At 65.3% G+C, this 17,171-nt stretch carries 14 protein-coding genes, 1 tRNA gene and 1 pseudogene; 12 read left to right on the forward strand and 4 right to left on the reverse strand.

Annotated features, from left to right (window positions below; translation table 11 throughout):
- Positions 1 to 243 precede the first annotated feature (243 nt).
- From JHW48_RS13155 to JHW48_RS13165, 3 genes are read left to right on the forward strand one after another with little or no spacing between them, the layout of a single operon-like run.
- Positions 244 to 999: an ImuA family protein gene (locus JHW48_RS13155; RefSeq protein ID WP_119886941.1), complete on the forward strand. Its 756-nt coding sequence runs from the start codon at positions 244 to 246 to the stop codon at positions 997 to 999.
- Entirely contained in the window at positions 986 to 2,446 is a 1,461-nt protein-coding gene (locus JHW48_RS13160) for a Y-family DNA polymerase (RefSeq protein WP_272835626.1), read from the forward strand. Before JHW48_RS13155 ends, JHW48_RS13160 begins: the two co-directional genes overlap by 14 nt.
- A complete protein-coding gene (locus JHW48_RS13165) occupies positions 2,443 to 5,685 on the forward strand; it encodes an error-prone DNA polymerase (RefSeq protein WP_272835627.1) in 3,243 nt (1,080 codons plus the stop codon). Before JHW48_RS13160 ends, JHW48_RS13165 begins: the two co-directional genes overlap by 4 nt.
- 57 nt (positions 5,686 to 5,742) lie before the next feature.
- Here JHW48_RS13165 and JHW48_RS13170 read toward each other — a convergent pair whose 3' ends face one another.
- Positions 5,743 to 6,312: a hypothetical protein gene (locus tag JHW48_RS13170; RefSeq protein WP_147388186.1), complete on the reverse strand. Its 570-nt coding sequence runs from the start codon at positions 6,310 to 6,312 to the stop codon at positions 5,743 to 5,745.
- A gap of 333 nt (positions 6,313 to 6,645) precedes the next feature.
- Positions 6,646 to 7,067: pseudogene (locus tag JHW48_RS13175) on the reverse strand (transposase); the annotation flags it as partial.
- Between the two features lie 1,177 nt (positions 7,068 to 8,244).
- On the opposite strand from JHW48_RS13175, the gene JHW48_RS13180 reads away from it, so the two are divergent.
- The 6 genes from JHW48_RS13180 to JHW48_RS13205 all read left to right on the forward strand — a co-directional run bounded on the left by JHW48_RS13180 (position 8,245) and on the right by JHW48_RS13205 (position 14,604).
- Positions 8,245 to 10,401: an AAA family ATPase gene (locus JHW48_RS13180; protein WP_272835628.1), complete on the forward strand. Its 2,157-nt coding sequence runs from the start codon at positions 8,245 to 8,247 to the stop codon at positions 10,399 to 10,401.
- Positions 10,388 to 10,627, forward strand: a complete 240-nt coding sequence (locus JHW48_RS13185) for a hypothetical protein (RefSeq protein ID WP_119886388.1) — start codon at positions 10,388 to 10,390, stop codon at positions 10,625 to 10,627. The genes JHW48_RS13180 and JHW48_RS13185 overlap by 14 nt, the downstream gene beginning before the upstream one ends.
- Positions 10,628 to 10,796: 169 nt before the next feature.
- The gene (locus JHW48_RS13190) at positions 10,797 to 11,858 is read left to right on the forward strand and encodes a hypothetical protein (RefSeq protein ID WP_272835629.1); all 1,062 of its coding nucleotides are present in this window, start codon (positions 10,797 to 10,799) and stop codon (positions 11,856 to 11,858) included.
- 38 nt (positions 11,859 to 11,896) lie between these two features.
- Positions 11,897 to 12,409 carry a hypothetical protein gene (locus JHW48_RS13195; RefSeq protein WP_119887735.1) on the forward strand — a complete coding sequence of 171 codons (513 nt, stop codon included), beginning with the start codon at positions 11,897 to 11,899 and terminating at the stop codon, positions 12,407 to 12,409.
- Positions 12,410 to 12,492: 83 nt separating this feature from the next.
- Positions 12,493 to 12,795, forward strand: a complete 303-nt coding sequence (locus tag JHW48_RS13200) for a hypothetical protein (protein ID WP_119887736.1) — start codon at positions 12,493 to 12,495, stop codon at positions 12,793 to 12,795.
- Positions 12,796 to 14,259: 1,464 nt separating this feature from the next.
- Positions 14,260 to 14,604 (forward strand): hypothetical protein, encoded by a 345-nt coding sequence (locus tag JHW48_RS13205; protein ID WP_119887737.1) that lies wholly within the window; start codon positions 14,260 to 14,262, stop codon positions 14,602 to 14,604.
- Between the two features lie 437 nt (positions 14,605 to 15,041).
- Here JHW48_RS13205 and JHW48_RS13210 read toward each other — a convergent pair whose 3' ends face one another.
- Positions 15,042 to 15,575: a hypothetical protein gene (locus tag JHW48_RS13210; RefSeq protein WP_119887738.1), complete on the reverse strand. Its 534-nt coding sequence runs from the start codon at positions 15,573 to 15,575 to the stop codon at positions 15,042 to 15,044.
- Between the two features lie 82 nt (positions 15,576 to 15,657).
- Between JHW48_RS13210 and JHW48_RS13215 the strand changes: the two genes are divergently transcribed.
- The 3 genes from JHW48_RS13215 to JHW48_RS13225 all read left to right on the forward strand — a co-directional run bounded on the left by JHW48_RS13215 (position 15,658) and on the right by JHW48_RS13225 (position 16,604).
- Positions 15,658 to 15,900 carry an MreC domain-containing protein gene (locus JHW48_RS13215; protein ID WP_119887739.1) on the forward strand — a complete coding sequence of 81 codons (243 nt, stop codon included), beginning with the start codon at positions 15,658 to 15,660 and terminating at the stop codon, positions 15,898 to 15,900.
- A gap of 135 nt (positions 15,901 to 16,035) precedes the next feature.
- The gene (locus JHW48_RS13220) at positions 16,036 to 16,407 is read left to right on the forward strand and encodes a BAR domain-containing protein (RefSeq protein ID WP_119887740.1); all 372 of its coding nucleotides are present in this window, start codon (positions 16,036 to 16,038) and stop codon (positions 16,405 to 16,407) included.
- Between the two features lie 11 nt (positions 16,408 to 16,418).
- Positions 16,419 to 16,604 carry a hypothetical protein gene (locus JHW48_RS13225; protein ID WP_119887741.1) on the forward strand — a complete coding sequence of 62 codons (186 nt, stop codon included), beginning with the start codon at positions 16,419 to 16,421 and terminating at the stop codon, positions 16,602 to 16,604.
- A 408-nt stretch (positions 16,605 to 17,012) separates the two neighbouring features.
- On the opposite strand, the gene JHW48_RS13230 is transcribed toward JHW48_RS13225, so the two are convergent.
- A tRNA-Met gene (locus tag JHW48_RS13230) sits at positions 17,013 to 17,089 on the reverse strand.
- Positions 17,090 to 17,171: the final 82 nt, after the last annotated feature.

Raw genomic sequence — 17,171 nt, forward strand, 5'->3', positions numbered from 1 at the left:
TCTGCCTAGGTCAATCACGTCACGGCTAATGCCATTACCCTGTCGAAGGATCAGGATGGGCAGTCTATACGACCACCTACGACTTATCCCCCGCTTTGAATCCAGCATTTTCAATTCCTTGTGGCGTCGTCGCCCAGGCTCACAGTGGAACATACGCAGCGCCGGTTGACAGAATGGCACGCTAAGAACAAAACAGGAACTAGCTAGACCCGTTCATCACCAACTGCAAAGGAGCCCCTTTCCATGCCTGCCGTCCGCCCCGCTCTGGCCGAACTGCGTGCCCGGATCGGCGAGATCGACGGCACGGGAGCGCGCCAACACGGTGTGCTGCCCTTCGGGGTGCGGGAGCTGGACCGCCGCCTGCCACAGGGCGGGTTGTCGCTCGGCGCGCTGCACGAGGTCGCCGGCGGCGGTCAAGGTGCGGTGGATGGCGCGGCGGCCGCCTGCTTCGTGGCTGGCATCGCCGCGCGGATGAAGGGCCAGGTGCTGTGGTGCGTGACCCAGACCGATCTCTTCGCGCCGGGACTGGCGCAGGTCGGCCTGCCGCCCGAGCGGGTGATCCATGTCGAGGCCGGAGACGACATCTCGGTTCTGGCCGCGATGGAGGAAGGGCTGCGCCATGGCGGGCTGGGCGCGGTGGTCGGCGACGTGGCGCGGCTGTCAATGACCGCCTCGCGCCGGCTGCACCTCGCCGCCAAGGGGTCGGGCACCATCGGGTTGGCGCTCAGGCGCTGGCGGCGGCAGGCGGATGCCAGCGACTTCGGACAGCCGACCGCGGCGATGACCCGCTGGCGGGTGTCGGAGCTGCCCTCCGCCCCCCTGCCCGTTCTGGGCATCGGCCGGGCCCGGTGGCTCGTGGAGCTGATCCGAGCCCGGGCAGGGGATTCCTTCGATCTCGAACTGGAGGCATGCGATGGCGCGGGTCATCTTCGTCTTCCTGCCGATGTGGCCGATCGATCGGCGGCAGCGGCAGGCGGACGTTACATTGCCGCCGGCTGAGGGGCCGCTGATCATCGCCGGCCGCGTGGGCAACCGGCGGGTGATCACCGCCGCCTGCCCCGCCGCACTTGATCTGGGCCTGCGGACGGGCATGACTGTCAGCCGGGCGCAGGCGCTGGTGCCCGATCTGCGCATCGAGGCGGATGACGCCGCCGCAGATGCCGCGGCGCTCGAGCGTCTGGCGCTCTGGTTGCTGCAGCGGGTCGCGCCCATCGTCTCGGCCGATCCGCCCGACGGGATCGTCATCGACTCGACGGGCGCCGATCATCTGCATGGCGGTGAGGCGGCAATGCTGGAGGCGCTGGCGGGCAAGCTGGCGCTTTCCGGCATCACCGCACGGCTGGCCCTGGCCGACAGCTGGGGCGCGGCCCATGCGCTGGCGCATCACGGGGCGGATGGCGTCACCATCGTGCCGCCGGGTGCGTCGGACGCCGCGTTGGCGCCCCTGCCGCTGGAGGCTCTGCGCCTGCCCGCTGCCACGGCGGCCGGGCTGCGGGATCTCGGCTTCGAGACCATCGGCGATCTGATGGACCAGCCGCGCGCGCCCCTGACCCGCCGCTTTGGCGAGGCCCTCTGCCGCCGCCTGGACCAGGCGCGGGGGCTGGCATCCGAGCCGATCGCGCCCCTGCGCCCGGAGGGGCTGATCGAGATCCGCCGCGCCTTCGCCGAACCCATCGCCGCGCCGGAGACCATCGCTCGCACCATCGGCAAGCTGGTGGGCCAGCTCTGCACCGAACTGACCGCCAAGGGTCTCGGCGCGCGGCGGCTGGACCTGCTATGCGCGCGGATCGACAACCGCATCGAGGTCCTGCGCGTAGGCCTGGCCGTGCCGCAGCGCGACCCGGCCAGGCTGACCCGGCTCTTCTGCGACAGGATCGTCACCCTCGATCCGGGCCTCGGCATCGAGATCATGACCCTGACCGCCACCATCGCCGAGCCGCTGGTGCCGCGGCAGGCGGCCACCTCGCTACTGGAGGAGGCGGCGCCCGATCTCTCCGGGCTGATCGACACGCTGTCGAACCGGCTTGGCGCCCGCTCGGTCTTCCGCTTCGCCGCGGTGGCCAGCGACGTGCCGGAACGCGCCATCATCCGCATCCCGCCGCTGGTGGACACGGCCACCCCCGGCATGGAGGCCTGGCCCGACCACTGGCCCCGGCCCGCCCGCCTGCTGCCGCGGCCCGAGCCGATCGAGACCATGGCGCTGCTGCCCGACCATCCGCCGCGCTGGATCCTCTGGCGCGGGGTGCGGCGCCATGTGCAATGCGCCGACGGGCCGGAACGCATCTTCGGCGAGTGGTGGAAGCGTGACGCCGAGGCCCAGGCCGTGCGCGATTACTTCCGCATCGAGGACGAGGCCGGAGCCCGCTACTGGATCTTCCGGCAAGGCGACGGCGAAGACCAGGCCACCGGATCGCATCGCTGGTTCCTGCATGGGGTGTTCGGATGAGCGGGCCGGGTTACGTTGAGCTGCAGGTCACCTCGGACTTCTCCTTCCTGCGCGGGGCGTCCTCGGCCGAGGAGCTCTTCGCCACCGCCGCCCTGATGGGGATGGAGGCCCTGGCCATCACCGACCGGAACTCGCTGGCCGGGATCGTCCGCGCGCATGTGGCGGCCAAGGAGACCGGCGTCCGGCTGATCGTCGGCTGCCGACTGGACCTCAACTGCGGCATGTCACTGCTGGTCTATCCGACCGACCGGCCGGCCTATTCCCACCTCTGTCGGTTGCTGTCGGTCGGCAAGGCCCGGGCGGGCAAGGGCAAGTGCCATCTGGAATGGTCGGACGTCTCCGAGGCCTGCGAGGGCCTGATCGGCATCTTGATCCCCGATCAGGCGGATGACCTCTGCGCCCTGCAGCTGCGCCGGATGCGCCAGGCCTTCGGTAACCGCGCCCATCTGGCGCTGACCCTGCGGCGGCGCCCGAACGATCAGCTGCGGCTCCATGAGTTGTCGAACCTCGCCGCCCGCCTGCGCGTGGCGACGGTGGTCACCAACGACGTGCTGTTCCACGCGCCCGACCGCCGCATCCTGCAGGACGTGGTGACCGCCATCCGTCACAACACCACCGTCGACGCTCTGGGCTTTCGCCGCGAGCGTCACGCCGACCGTTACATGAAGACGCCGGCGGAGATGCACCGGCTGTTCACCCGCTACCCCGAGGCGCTGGCCCGCTCGGCCCGGATCGCGGAGGCCTGCCGCTTCTCGCTGGACGAGCTGGAATACCAGTATCCCGAGGAGCGCGACGATCCCACCGTCACCGCGCAAGCCACGCTGGAGCGGCTGACCTGGGAGGGCGCGGCCGAACGCTATCCTGAAGGCATCCCGATCGAGGTCACTGCCAGCCTACAACATGAGTTGCGCCTGATCGACCGGCTGGACTATGCCCCCTACTTCCTGACCGTGAACAGCATCGTCCGCTTCGCCCGATCCCGCGGCATCCTCTGCCAGGGCCGGGGGTCGGCTGCGAACTCGGCCGTGTGCTTCGTGCTGGGTATCACCTCCATCGATCCGGGGCGCAACGACCTGCTGTTCGAGCGCTTCGTCAGCGAGGAGCGCCGTGAGCCCCCCGATATCGACGTGGACTTCGAGCATGAGCGGCGCGAGGAGGTCATCCAGTGGATCTACCGCACCTATGGCCGCGACCGCGCCGCGCTGACCGCCGTGGTGACCCGCTATCGCTCCAAGGGCGCGCTGCGCGATGTCGGCAAGGCGCTCGGCCTGCCCGAGGACCTGATCCGCACGCTCTCAAGCCAGATCTGGGCCTGGTCCGAGGAGGGGATCACCGATGACGACCTGCGCGCGCTGAACCTCAACCCCGCCGACCGCCGCCTGCGCCTGACGCTGGAACTGGCAGCCCAGCTGCGCGGCACGCCGCGGCATCTCAGCCAGCATCCCGGCGGCTTCGTGCTGACCCATGACCGGCTGGACGATCTCGTGCCCATCGAGCCCGCCGCCATGGAGGATCGCCAGGTCATCGAATGGGACAAGGACGACATCGAGGCGCTGCGCTTCATGAAGGTCGACGTGCTGGCCCTTGGGATGCTGACCTGCATGTCCAAGGGACTGCAGCTTCTGGCCGATCACAAGGGCATCCGCCATGATCTGGCCTCGATCCCCGCCGAGGATCCGCGCACCTATGCGATGATCCGCAAGGCCGACACGCTCGGCACGTTCCAGATCGAGAGCCGGGCGCAGATGTCGATGCTGCCGCGTCTGAGGCCGCGCACCTTCTACGATCTGGTCGTGCAGGTGGCGATCGTGCGGCCCGGCCCGATCCAAGGCGACATGGTCCATCCCTATCTGCGCAGGCGCGCGGGACAGGAGGCCGTCTCCTTCCCGACGCCCGAGCTGGAGAAGGTGCTGGGCAAGACGCTCGGCGTGCCGCTCTTCCAGGAGCAGGCGATGCGGGTCGCCATCGAATGCGCGGGCTTCACGCCGGGCGAGGCTGATATGCTCCGCAAATCCATGGCCACCTTCAAGTTCACCGGCGGCGTGTCGAAGTTCCGCGACAAGCTGATCGAGGGGATGGCGGCGCGCGGCTACGACCGCGACTTCGCCGAGCGCACCTTCCGCCAACTGGAGGGCTTCGGCAGCTACGGCTTTCCCGAAAGCCATGCGGCCAGCTTTGCGCTGATCTCCTATGCCTCCTCCTGGCTCAAGTGCTGGCATCCGGACGTGTTCTGCACGGCGCTCCTGAACAGCCAGCCGATGGGCTTCTACGCGCCCGCCCAGATCGTGCGCGACGCGCGCGATCACGGGGTCGAGGTCCGCCCGGTCTGCATCAACGCTTCCCATTGGGACTGCACGCTGGAGCCGCTTGGCGACGGCCGGCGCTTCGCCGTCCGGCTGGGGCTGCGGATGGTCAAGGGCCTCGCCAACGCCCATGCGGCGGCGATCGTGCTGACCCGCGCCGACGAGCCCTTCGCCTCGGTCGAGGATCTGCGCCGCCGCGCGCCGGTGCCGGTGGCGGCACTGACCCGCATCGCCGAGGCGGACGGCTTCCGCACCGCTCTGGGCCTCGCCCGCCGCGAGGCACTCTGGCAGCTGAAGGCCCTGCGCGACGGTGACCTGCCCCTCTTCGCCGCGACGCCGGCCGGCGATGCCGAGCCCCCCGTGACCCTGCGCCCGATGGCTGCAGGCCGCGAGGTGGTCGAGGATTACGGCCATACCGGCCTGTCGCTGCGCCGCCATCCGGTGGCCTTCCTGCGCGAGGACCTGACCCGCCGCCGGATGATCCCCTGCGCGGAAGCGATGGCCTCCCGCAACCGTCGCCGCTGCGAGGTGGCGGGCATCGTGCTGGTCCGCCAGCGCCCCGGCTCGGCCAAGGGCGTGATGTTCATCACGCTGGAGGACGAGACCGGCATCGCCAACCTGGTCGTCTGGCCCAAGGTCTTTGAGGCCAACCGCCGCGCCATCCTAGGCGCCGGCATGATCTCCGTCGCGGGCCATATCCAGCGCGAGGGCGAGGTCGTCCACCTCGTCGTCCAGCGCATCACCGACCTTTCAACTGAGCTTGCCAGCATCGGCAAGCGCGGCGACGCTTTCCCGCTGACCCACGGGCGCGGCGATGAGTTCAGGGCGACCGGCGGGAGCCTGCCTGGCAACACCGGAACGCCGACGCCGCGCGACATCTATATCCCGGATCTGCATATCGATACAGTCAGGGTGAAGTCGAAGGACTTCAGGTGACGACAGAGCTTTCGAGAAGCTTGCTGATCGTAAAGTTCTTTTCTAGAGAAATTAGCTCTACTTTATTCTTGGCGGCTCAATCTTCATCGAGTAGGTCAAACGTCCCTTGTTAAGCTTTATTTTAACAAGATAGCCAGTTTCGGTTAGAAACTCCTCCACACGAGGCTTGAAATTATCGCTGGCTATACAATCGAGAGTGATAGGCACCATCGAGTGCCTATTAATTGCAAAGTTGGCTATGTCATGCTGCTCAGACGTCAGCAGTGCGCCCTTTTTAACTCGCGGGGCCAACTTCAACGCTGCATCCCCGATTACTTTGGCGAAGCCAGCTCGTTCCAACCAACTCAAGAGGCAAGCAACTCCAGCTAAACTCAAGCGACCGCGCCCTAAGAAAATCCTTTCATCCCCGTTTGGATGCGCAAAGTATGTCCGCTTAAGCAGGCCCAATTTGAAAGAGAGGTCTCGCTTGTAGAACAATGTATTCGCCACGCGGATATCAAGCATTGCAAGAAGATCTTCGACTTGAACTGCATCCGCCGAAGCCTCTGACTGAATCACTTTAAGAGACTTGTCTATTTCCTTACTGGGATGGGAAACCTTTATTGGCTCTTTCAGAGCGTGAATCACCCGCCCAAACTCCTCCGGCGATACAATGAATCCGTTTGGCATTAGCATATCGCCAATGTCAGCTTCCTTTTGGCATCTATCGCAAATTGTCATTGATAAATTGTTCCCTTAGAGGTTAGTTCGAAACTATCAACCTGCAGCTTCTACTCTGATAGTCATCAATATGCTAACCTAGCGAGATTTCCTAGCCAGACATTTCTTCCTAACTACGTGATCGAGAATGGCCGAGTCCAGAAGACCTGCAAGTGGCGCCGCAGGTCACGGCGGACCCGGTTGACATAACCCCTCGAGCTGGCGGAGGGCGCTGCGGCATCGACGACGACCTGCTTTAGGCGCTTGTTCCCGACTGCATGAGGCTAGTCCGGCCTCGATCGTCTTGATCAGCAGCCATTCCACTCGCTCCTCGCCGATGCGCTTGCGCCAGCAGGTCAGGGATTATGGGCGACTGGCGGGCGATTCTGAACGAATGTCTCGCCGGTGAAATGCGGACAATACGGGTTCGCGACCCACTGAGCGATGACAGCCCCGTCAGAAAGTCTTAAAGCAAGCTAGAGATACATGAGCCATGCCACTTGGCACGGCGAAGTCGCGGCCGACCCTGAAGCGACGGGAGAAAACTCGCCCACTCCCGTTCGACAAACTCCCAAATCGATCAGTGCAGCGCGCTTCGCCCGCTCGTTGGCGCGCGTGATCATGTCGACCAGTCGCGGACGGAGCAGGTCATCCTGCACATGGGCGCGGAAATCGGGCTTCACCGGCAAATTTGGAATTTCAGGGCGTCTGCACAATGCCTCTGCGCCTTGCAGTTAAAAGCGAGCGACACCGCAGCTTCAACAGGTGAAATCAATGCGTTGAGTGTTGTTCGAGCCGCACTATCATAGCGGCAGGAGTGTCAGACCGGTCCAGCTAGCGGCTTATAGAAGCGCCGACCAAGGCTTGAAGCCGCTGCGTGGCCTTTCCACGGAGCCGCTATCGGGGTCATATTTCGCGCTGTAACAACCAGCCCATCTTGATACGCTGTGATACAAGAATGATACGCAGTTATGCTCATGTTCTTAAACGAATATCTGTGATAAACTGAAAATGTATCAAGAAAAAACATATATATACACACGCACACCTACCTGCACGTGCGCACACGTGCGCAGGATACTTAAGTTTCAGCTCTGATACGCTACGCAGGCAGAAGAGCTCAAGCTATTGATATATCTTTGAAATTTAGTATTCGAGCCGTATCGAAGCTTCATGCCAGCGATTTTTTCACATCGTTCTCAATGGCTTACGCGTATCAAGAATCCTGCCTCTTCTGTTACATTTTCGCGGCGACAGCGATCGGGTCGGGGCGTGATTCAGCTATTCGGAAGCATCGATCCCAGCTGTTCCCTTTTTTTTGCCCTCGGGCTTCCCGAAGTCAGCATTGCCCCGGAGCCACTCGACCACAACCTTCTCTAGCAGGGAGGATACAGAACGATGATCATCCTTTGCTGCCTGTTCAAGCGCGTGTTTAGCCTCAGAAGGCAAGCGAAAGGATATCGGCAAAGACTTACTCATTTGTAGTTACCTGTAGTTGACACAACGACTCACACTAACTACAATTACACCTATTGTAGGTTTATCGCAAACCTGAGGCGCCCGCGTCGGCCACCAAAGTGACCAAGGCTAGGAGGAGCCCTATCATGAAGCGCCAATCTACCTCCTCGCCCTTCCTGACTGGCGCGTTCATCTTGGCCTCCTGCATCTGGCAGCATGGTCCAACCGCCGTCGATTGGCTGAAGCTCGGGATGGATCTGCGTGTCCCGGTCGAAGTCTCGGAGCCGATACAACGTCCGCCGTCAAAGCCTGCACAGCTGCGATGAACTGCAGCTTCATTGGTTCTTCCCGCCTAATTGCCGCGCGAAAGGCGCGGAAGAACGCCATGCCCGGAGCCGACCCATGCCCGACTGGCTGCCCCGCTTCTACACCGCCGCCGCGCTGATCGACGCGCGCCCCCTCACCGCCGAGGAGATGCCCGAGCATGTCTTCGAGGCCCTGGTCGAGGGCCGCATCGGTGAGATCGACCTCGAGGAGATCGACGAGACCGTGCCCATCGAGGAGCCCGAGATCAGCTTTGCGGACACCCGCCCCGGCCTCGCGCAGCGGCCGCTCAGGGCGCTGGCCTTGGCGCGGCTCTGCCGGGCGCTGCCCACGGCCGAGGATCTGGCCCGGTGGCTAGCGCCCGGCGCCATCACCGTGATCGCCTGCCGGCCCGCCGGCCTCGCCGGCGATCTGGCCATCGTGCTGGCCCAGCTGATCGAGGCCGAGCACCCAACCCGCAAGCTGAACCTCGTCTGCAGCTCCGGCCGGGCCACTGCGCCCGAGACCAAGCCGCTGGATGCCGTGGCCGGCTTCTGGAAGGACGCGCTGGCCGAGGGGGGCGGTGCGCATCTGCTGATCCTCGGGGATGCCGCGCAGCTGCCGCGGCGCATGGCGCGGCTGCTGCCGCCGGTGCTGCAGCTCGGCCCCCCGGACCGGGAGGTGGTGGCCGCCGCGCTCAGCCTCGGCGATCCCGGCCCGCTGGTCGGCGACTGCGCGCTGCCGCAGGACGCGGCGCTGGCGCGACTCGGTGCCGATGCCTGGCGCCTGGCGCTGCGGCTGCCGGACCTCGCCGGCCGCGCGGCCGAGTTGCGCCGGCTGACCGAGGTGGCGGCAGGGACACGCGACGCCGGCCCGGTGCTGGAGGATCTGTGCCTCGACGGCCCCGTCGCCGCGGCGGCCCGGCGGCTGGTCGCGGACATCGCCGCCTGGCGCGCGGGGCGCATCGCCTGGTCGCAGATGACCCGCTCGCTGCTGATCTATGGCGAGCCCGGCACCGGCAAGACTTGGCTCGCGCGCGCGGTGGCGGGATCGGCCGGGCTGCCGCTCGTTACCGCCTCGCTGGCCGAATGGCAGGCGGCGGGCCATCTCGGCGACATGCTGCGCGAGATGCGTGCCGCCTTCGCCCGCGCCCGCAGCAACGCGCCCTGCGTGCTGATCCTCGACGAGCTGGACGCCGCCGGCAGCCGCGCCTCGGGCGACCGGCATGCCGTCTCCTACCGCGCGCAGGTGATCGCCGGGCTTCTTCAGGAACTGGACGGAGTCCTGGGCCTCAAGGGGGTGCTGGTCCTCGCCACCACCAACGACGCCCGCGCCATCGACCCCGCGCTCTTGCGCCCCGGCCGCATCGACCGGGTGCTGGCGCTGCCGCGCCCCTCCCCGGCGGCGGTGCGCGCCATCCTGGCGCGGTTGGTCGCCGCACTGCCCGGCGCGGTGCGTGGGGCGATCACCGGCGCGGATCTCGACCGGCTCTCCCGCCGCGCCGCGGGGCGCAGCCCGGCCGAGCTGGACGCCGCGCTGCGCGAGGCGCAGAGCCGCGCGCGCGAAGCGGGCCGCGCCGTCACCGCGGGCGACATTGCCGCCGCGCTCGGGCTCGGGCGCGAGGACCCTGCGGTGCTGCGCCGCGTCGCGGTTCATGAAGCGGGCCACGCGGTGATGCTGCACCAGACCCGGCGTGGGCGCATCACCGGCGCGCGGATCGGGATGACCGGCGGCCATGTCGCGGTCGAGGACCTGCCGCTTCTCGACACCCGCGCCGGGCTCGAGGACCAGCTGGCCTGCTGCCTAGCCGGCCGCGCCGCCGAGGAGCTGATCCTCGGCGCGCCCACCACTGGCGCGGGCGGCGGCGCCGCCTCGGATCTCGGCCGCGCGACGCAGCTGGCGGCCGAGATCGAGCGCGGCTACGGGCTCGGCGCGGGCCTCCTCTGGCAGGCCGATCCCGGGGCAGTGCTGGCGACGGATCCGGCCCTGGCGGCGCGGGTCGAGGCGCATCTGCAGCGCGCGCTGCGCCACGCCCGCGCCACGCTCATCGCCGAGCGCCCGCGACTGGAGGCGCTGACCGCACGCCTCCTCGCCGAGCGGGTCATCGAGGGCGATCCCTTCGCCGCGCCGCGCACCGCGCCGGCCGCCGCTCGGTGGGGCGCGGAGGCGGGCGCAGACGTCGCTGCCGTCACCGCCCCTGCTGCTGGCGGCCCCACCGGCCCTGCCGGCACGGAGGCGCGTCATGGCGGCGCGTGAGCCGGCGGGCCCGGCCCATCAGGCTCTGACCGAGGCCTTGGACGAGGCGGCGGTGCTGCGCGACCTGCTGGCGCTCCTCTTCTGGGCCGCCGAGGCCGTCCCCGGCCCCAAGGGCGCTGGCCTCGCCCGCGGCGCCATGATGGCCCAGGACCGGCTCGAGCTGCTCATCGCCCGGATCGAAGCGGCACGGTCGCAGCTGCGGCCGGGGACGGAGGGGCGCGGATGATGGCGGCGACAGCTTTCCGGCCCCTCGGCGCCCTGCACGCCACAGGGCGTGTCCCGCATTCCTCCGCACGCCGCCGGCCCGCGCTCTCTGTTCTTACCGCCCCGCTGCTGCCCGGTGGCCGGATGCCGGCTGCCTGATCCCTACTGCCCAATCTTGCCACCACCCGAGGATGACCCTGATGACCTGCCTCTTCCCGAACCGCCCCGCCACCGTGATGGCCCCCATCATGGCCGCAGCCCTGGCCGCCGCCGCTCTCGCGGCCCCGGCGCAAGCCACGCCTGCCGGTCCGGCGACCACGGCAGGGGCCGATGCCGCGGCGGAGGCCCGCGGGGCCGAGCTGGCGCAGGGCGTGGAGCGGATCACCGAACCCTATCTTGTCAGCATGCACTGCATGGTCCGGATGAGCGAGGCATTCGGCTTCGAGCGCGATGCGTCAGCCGAGGCGGCAGGTGCCGCCTGCGAGGCCCGGGCCGGGGCGCGGCTCACCCAGATCGCCGGGGAACGCGCAAGCCGCGCCCTGGCCGAGATCGAGGCCGCACCCGCCACGCTCGACGCGGCGATCGCCGCGAATGGCTACGCGCCTGCCGACGACGCCTTCGCCCGGATCTCGGCCAGCGCCGCCTACCGCGCGGCGGCACCCGAGATCGCCGCGGCCTTCGAGGAGGTCCGCCGCGCCGGGGCGGCCAAGCGCGAGGAGGTGCTGGAGGCTGAGCGCAGGCGCCTCGACGCCGCCATGGCCGCACTCGATCCCGCGCGGCACGGGCCGTCCGATCTGCCGGACTGCGCCGCCTTCGACGCAGATCAGCCCTGGCTGCGCCTGCTCCTGTCCCATTGCCGGGACCTGTGGCGCAGCTTCGAGGCCCGTCACACCCATCTGCGCTGCGAGCGGATCTTCGAGATCGCTCCTGCCGAACTGCGGACCGGGGCCTTCGATGTTGGTGGCGGCGAGAGGTTCGATGCCACCGAGATGCTCTGCACCCACGGCTTCGAGGCCGAGGCGAGAACGCGCGGCGGGCTCTTCTCGGCCAGCCGCACCGAGCTGAGCCTGCAGCTGGGGCCGCTGGAGGCGCCGCTGACCCTGACCGGCACGCTCCACGGCCCGGACGCGACGGGGCTCTGGCAGCTGCGGGCCCTCGCCCTCAGCCCCGGCCGCCTGGCGCGGGACCTCGATCCCGATGCGCCCGAGACCCTGCGCCACTGCCTTTCCGACCACACGCGCTGCCAGGACTGACCACCACCCTCACCCACCCCAGCACCACGGAGACGACCATGACCATCACCTCGACCACCGCACGCCGTTTCGCGATCCCCCTCCCTGCCCTCCTGCTGCCGGCGCTCCTCCTGCCCGGCGCGCTTATGGCCGCGCCCTATCTCGGCCGCTGCCAGATGGGCGAATGCATCCATGTCGATCAGGTCGCGCGCGAGGTGGTGGGCGAAGGCAGCGCCGCCGTGCCGGGCGATCTGGTGATAGTCGCGCTGCGCACCGCCGTCTCCGCCTCGCCCGAGGCCGATCCCGCCACCCTGGACTGGGAGGCGCCGGCCCCGGTGCAGTTCTTCTGCTCCGAGACCCGGCCCGCCTTCCGCGCGGGCGACGGCAGCTACCAGGGTCTGGATCTCGTGACCCCGGTCGGCGCCACCACGCTGGTGACCGCCATGTATCTGCACGCCTGCCACCCAGAGGCGGATCTCGCCGATGACCCCTTCTCCGCAGCCGCCGCGCTTGGCTACGGCGCCACCGGCACCGAGGTCTTCGCCGACCACAATGCCCTGACCGCGCGCTGACGCGCCGCCGCTATCACCCTGCCCGAGGCGGCCGCATCCGGGCCGCCTCCCTCCGCCAGACCCCTTTCCCGAAGGACCCCATCATGCCTCTCTCCCGCCGTCACCGCGTCATCGCCGCCAGTGCCCTGGCACTCATCATCGCACTGATCGCCGTCGTCGTTCTGACGACACAAGGCGGTGCTCTCGGCAGCGCCGATCGCCGCCTCGTCGACCGCCACCACGCCAGCATGGAGCGCTGCATGGCGGACGGCATCTCGATCACCGAGCGCTCGATTGCCTGCGTCGAGATGAGCCGGATCCGCGAGGACATCCGCGCCCGCGGTCTCTGCTTCGATCTCACCGGCACGCGGCAGAGCTATCAGGATGTCTACCGCTGCGACCGATGACCGGCGTCGCCAAGGCCGGTTCGAATACAGCAAATGCGTTTGGAAATGCGATTTGCTAAACCATTTCGCAAACTCTTTTCAACGCCGAGTTTGGCTCCTCCGCTGCAGTTTCAGACTGAGGAGAGGCACTGGCCCAGGATCTCAAAAAACGCAGTCTCGGCTCACCTGCAAAAAATGCCTCTGGGAAAACGAAAAAACTACCTCGAAATCCCTTATTTTATTGTAAGAACTGAAAATTCCCAACACCATGTCTGGAAAACGGTTCAGATGCTTTTCGGAGCAAAAATTGCCTAGATCAAGCCAAACGTGGCCCGCCGGACGAAAAATACCCTGCATTCGCGGACTCTTGCTGGGAGTTTATGAATCTATAAAAGTATCGTTTATTGATTTAATATTTTTATCGTTCGAGAAGTGCGTTATTTTGCGTTTCCGAAACATCATCATTTCGCCTCCCCTTAATCTAGGACATCTCTCTGGCAGTGCAAGTCCACGGCGCATCGCACCACAGATAGATTGCATCGCGATGACAGATCTGGGGTTACCGTCGCAGTTCGGTTCCTCATACGGGAAGCAATCTGAATCCAATCCCCTCAGAGGCCAACGGGATGTTGGAAAGTTCGAAAATTCAACCCGCCACATGCTGTCTTTGAGAGAGATACAAGAGATGATCAGCCTAAAGCAGCCGGCGGTGCCAAGACGTCAGGCAGTGACGTGCTGCATAGTGCGGACCCAAATCGACGACTTAGTCTAGCTCCCTCCATGCAGCGAATGAGACGCGGCCTCGTGCGCAGCACGCGCCTCCATCTGCGCTGACGCCATTGCTTGCCAACGAACGTCAGTATCGCAATGTCAGGCCGATACGAGGGCATTGGAGGCTGGCGCTCGGATCCCTGGAGGGCACCAAGACTGCACTCGTTCGCGGACAGGATGGCCTTTGCGGATCGCGCTGCAGCGAAGAGGAAAGTCGCCATAGGCGCCGGAGCAGAGCGCCATCCTGCTACCTGACACCCCCCGATTACCTGGCAGGCCCGAACCGTCGGACGTGCTCCAGACTGACCCCTGCCCCGAGTCAGTTATGCGTGGAATTCGCGGATGGACCGTCCAGCCTTCGTCTCCCTGATGTCTGCGAATGCCATTTGGAGCCGCTACGTGCAAGGAGCTCGACCGAGCGGACGGTAGACATTCGCATCCGCAAAATGCTGCCGCTTTGGCCCGACAGGCCAAGTTCTTTAGTTGTCTCCGGCTCTATGAAGAACGCGAATCATCCCCATGAGACCATTTGGTAATAGGCCGCGCCAATTACGAAACAATTCTATAAGTCATTTATAAATAATTAATAATTGCCTCAGTCACTCTAAATCGACTTTTTTGGCGCCATATGGGCCAATACAGCCGATTTTCGTTGACAGGACTGATGTCGGTATATCTGACATCTACCTCCGTAACGAACAAAGGCGAGACAGCATGAAAGAGAAGGGCAAAGCACCGTCTAAGAACGGCTCTAGCAAGGTTGAGTCTGCGAAGAAAAGAGAGCGCACCGCTCGCATTTCTGATGAGGACTGGGAGGATATCCGGCGTGCTGCGAAGGCCGTCGGAAAATCGGCAGGCGACTATTTCGTGGACCTGCATCGGCAGAAAGGGGTCACGCCGAAAATATCGCCTTCAGTCGCAGTTACCAAGTCTGCGCTGGCGCTGCATATGACTCAGCTGACGCGAGCGATCATGCAACAGGAGGCGCTCTCCGACGATATCTTCGAGGAACTGCTGGCACTCCATATTTTGATGCAGCGCATCATCGAGACGAAATGATTATCGGGACGGCTCGATACTCCGGCGACTGCGAGGATAGCATCCCGCGCAAGGCAGTGGATTATTTGGTCGCGCACGGCGTTCCAAAAGACGTCGCAGGGCGCAAGACGACAGTTCTCAGGACGCCGGAGCCCGAAACCCTGCTGGGTGACCCGACGGACATAGCTGAGTTCCTGGCGCAGCTTCCTTTTAAGCGGAAGTATCTCTCTCTCGCCGCGACGTTCGCTGCAGAGGAGGTCGATGTCAAAAGCTTCAACGCCGGATACTGGCGCAAAGAGGCGGGCCTCGTCATCGCGCTGATCCTTGACGCTGCTTACGCAGGTATCCCGACCCTCCGCCAGCCGCCAGTCTTCGCCAACTGCCATACGCATACGGGTCGGCTCGAGATCAACTTCCTCCTGCCCCGCGCCATGATCAATGGACACGGGCATCTCAGATCATTCACGCCATTCCCTCCGCAAAAGCGTTACGAGGTCTTTCGTTATGTGCTGCAAGAGGCTTTGACTGACAGGCTTGAGCTGATAGATCCGCGGAGCCCTCTGAGGACCAGGCTCTTCAAACTCCCCTCGTGGATGCACAAGGATCATGCCGAGGCGCTGCGGGCGGGCCTGGACGGCCACAGCCTGTTTCGCCTGATCGATCCGCTCATCGCTGCGGCCGAGCGCGGAGAGGTGCATGGTCGGGGGGATCTCATTTGCGCGCTGCACCCGCTCCTCGGTGATATCGGCCATGTGGTTCATGAGGTTTCGGCCCACTCCGTCACCATCGAGGATACCAAGAGCAGAAAGCGCCTTCCACTGAGTGGATTTTGCTTCAGCGACAGCTTTCGTGGCCCGCAGGACATTTACGACCTGCGCGACGAAAATGGACCGCTCCATGCCGAACGTCAGCAGCGCCTCGCAGAGGCGGCAGCCACCTATGTCGGGCTTCGGAACTACTACGCAGATCAGCGAGCCAGCCAGTTTGACCATCCCCCGCCGCCCCTCATTGCCGAGCTGTCTGACATCTCACCCGTGCTTCTTCCCCAGTTCCACCCCGCGTCAGGAGATCCCCATGTCCAAGCGTTACTCGTTCACGACCGAAGCACTCAGCCCCTTCCGGCGGTTGCTCGAACAGCTGCAGACGGCACTGGGCCTGCACTCCGACAGGATCAAGAACCTGGAATCCAGGAACGAGGAGCTGGAAGCGCAGATCCGGCAGATGCTGCCTCGGCTCGAGAGGGTGGAGCAGGAGAACCGGGACCTGAGGAAGATCTCGGGGATACTAGGTGGCTTGCTCTCGTCGTCCGACGACTGAAGCCCACCTTCCTCCGGGCCATCGCCCGGATCAAGCGCAACCGCTCCGTCGCGGCTCTTACCCGGGGCCTCGAGCAGCATGCCGCCGCGGCCCTGCCGCACCTTTCTACCCTCATCACAACCTTGGAGGCCTCCCATGACCGATACCGCCGCGCCGACTCCCCCCTGCGAGCCGCCGGACGACGACAGGATCAGAGAGATCCTGACCCTGCTGCAGGTGATCCAGGGGCTGCTGAACGATCTCATGGCGGACCGCGAGCAGCACCCCGTTTCGGACGTGATCAAGGACTACCTGAGCGCGATGAAGCTGATGGAGAGCCATCTCGCCGATACGGTGAAAATCCTGACGCAGCTCATCGCGCAGCTGACCGAGGCTACCCGCGTTCAGGAGGTCGAGAGATCCCGTCAGAACCGGGCCATGGCGGACCGAATGGATCGCCTCGACGCGAAGCTCGACAGGATCCTCGACCTCCTCGGGGAGCCGATGTCGAACCCGGACGCGGGCTGACCCGGGCCGCCATGATCCGCGCGACCTGGGATCAGGCCCGGGCGGAACACCAGCGGCCTCACGCCATCCGCTTCATCAACGACGCAGACGGACCGGCAATGGTGGCCCGGATTGGCGACGACCCGTGGCGTCATGACGGTTTCGATCTCGACCCCGTCGAGCCGGAACGCCCGGCAGACGATGATTTCTCGCCGTAGCCTTATGGCAAATCATAAGCGCTCCCGCCCAAACCGAAGAGGAAGAATAGAATGGAATCCGACTGCAAGACGATACCCCACTGGCTATCGAAGAAACATCTCTGCTCTAACGACGATCTGCAGCGTGTCTTCGGCGTAACGAGGAGCACCATCGACAGGTGGGCAAAGGAGCGTCCCGGGTTTCCAAGGAAGGTCCGACTTGGTGATGAGCACGGATCGATCGTGAGGTTCTACACGTCCGACGTTCAGCAGTATCTGTCGAGGATCACAAAAGCGTAAATTCTCCGAAGCGGAGGACGATACTGAGTCTGTGCCACGTCAGTGCCACGGCCTCATCGAAAAATCTGTCGGTGAACTGACAGCGTTTGCCACTGATCCTTCAAGGCCATGCAAAGCTTGAGGTTTTTTTGGTAGCGGAGGAGGGACTTGAACCCCCGACACGCGGATTATGATTCCGCTGCTCTAACCAACTGAGCTACTCCGCCACACGGTAGCGGCGATCTAAAAGACCCGGGCCGAGGCGTCAAGCGGCATCTGACGAAAAAATTGCGAAACCCGACTGAAATC

Source organism: Paracoccus aestuarii, assembly GCF_028553885.1.
GTDB classification, from domain to species: domain Bacteria; phylum Pseudomonadota; class Alphaproteobacteria; order Rhodobacterales; family Rhodobacteraceae; genus Paracoccus; species Paracoccus aestuarii.

Excerpts from the sequence above, each read along its gene's own strand:
- JHW48_RS13155 (WP_119886941.1), top strand. The coding sequence starts at position 244 with ATGCCTGCCGTCCGCCCCGCTCTGGCCGAACTGCGTGCCCGGATCGGC.
- JHW48_RS13165 (WP_272835627.1), top strand. The coding sequence starts at position 2,443 with ATGAGCGGGCCGGGTTACGTTGAGCTGCAGGTCACCTCGGACTTCTCC.
- JHW48_RS13180 (WP_272835628.1), top strand. The coding sequence starts at position 8,245 with ATGCCCGACTGGCTGCCCCGCTTCTACACCGCCGCCGCGCTGATCGAC.
- JHW48_RS13185 (WP_119886388.1), top strand. The coding sequence starts at position 10,388 with ATGGCGGCGCGTGAGCCGGCGGGCCCGGCCCATCAGGCTCTGACCGAG.
- JHW48_RS13190 (WP_272835629.1), top strand. The coding sequence starts at position 10,797 with ATGACCCTGATGACCTGCCTCTTCCCGAACCGCCCCGCCACCGTGATG.
- JHW48_RS13195 (WP_119887735.1), top strand. The coding sequence starts at position 11,897 with ATGACCATCACCTCGACCACCGCACGCCGTTTCGCGATCCCCCTCCCT.
- JHW48_RS13200 (WP_119887736.1), top strand. The coding sequence starts at position 12,493 with ATGCCTCTCTCCCGCCGTCACCGCGTCATCGCCGCCAGTGCCCTGGCA.
- JHW48_RS13205 (WP_119887737.1), top strand. The coding sequence starts at position 14,260 with ATGAAAGAGAAGGGCAAAGCACCGTCTAAGAACGGCTCTAGCAAGGTT.
- JHW48_RS13210 (WP_119887738.1), bottom strand. The coding sequence starts at position 15,575 with ATGGTCAAACTGGCTGGCTCGCTGATCTGCGTAGTAGTTCCGAAGCCC.
- JHW48_RS13215 (WP_119887739.1), top strand. The coding sequence starts at position 15,658 with ATGTCCAAGCGTTACTCGTTCACGACCGAAGCACTCAGCCCCTTCCGG.
- JHW48_RS13220 (WP_119887740.1), top strand. The coding sequence starts at position 16,036 with ATGACCGATACCGCCGCGCCGACTCCCCCCTGCGAGCCGCCGGACGAC.
- JHW48_RS13225 (WP_119887741.1), top strand. The coding sequence starts at position 16,419 with ATGATCCGCGCGACCTGGGATCAGGCCCGGGCGGAACACCAGCGGCCT.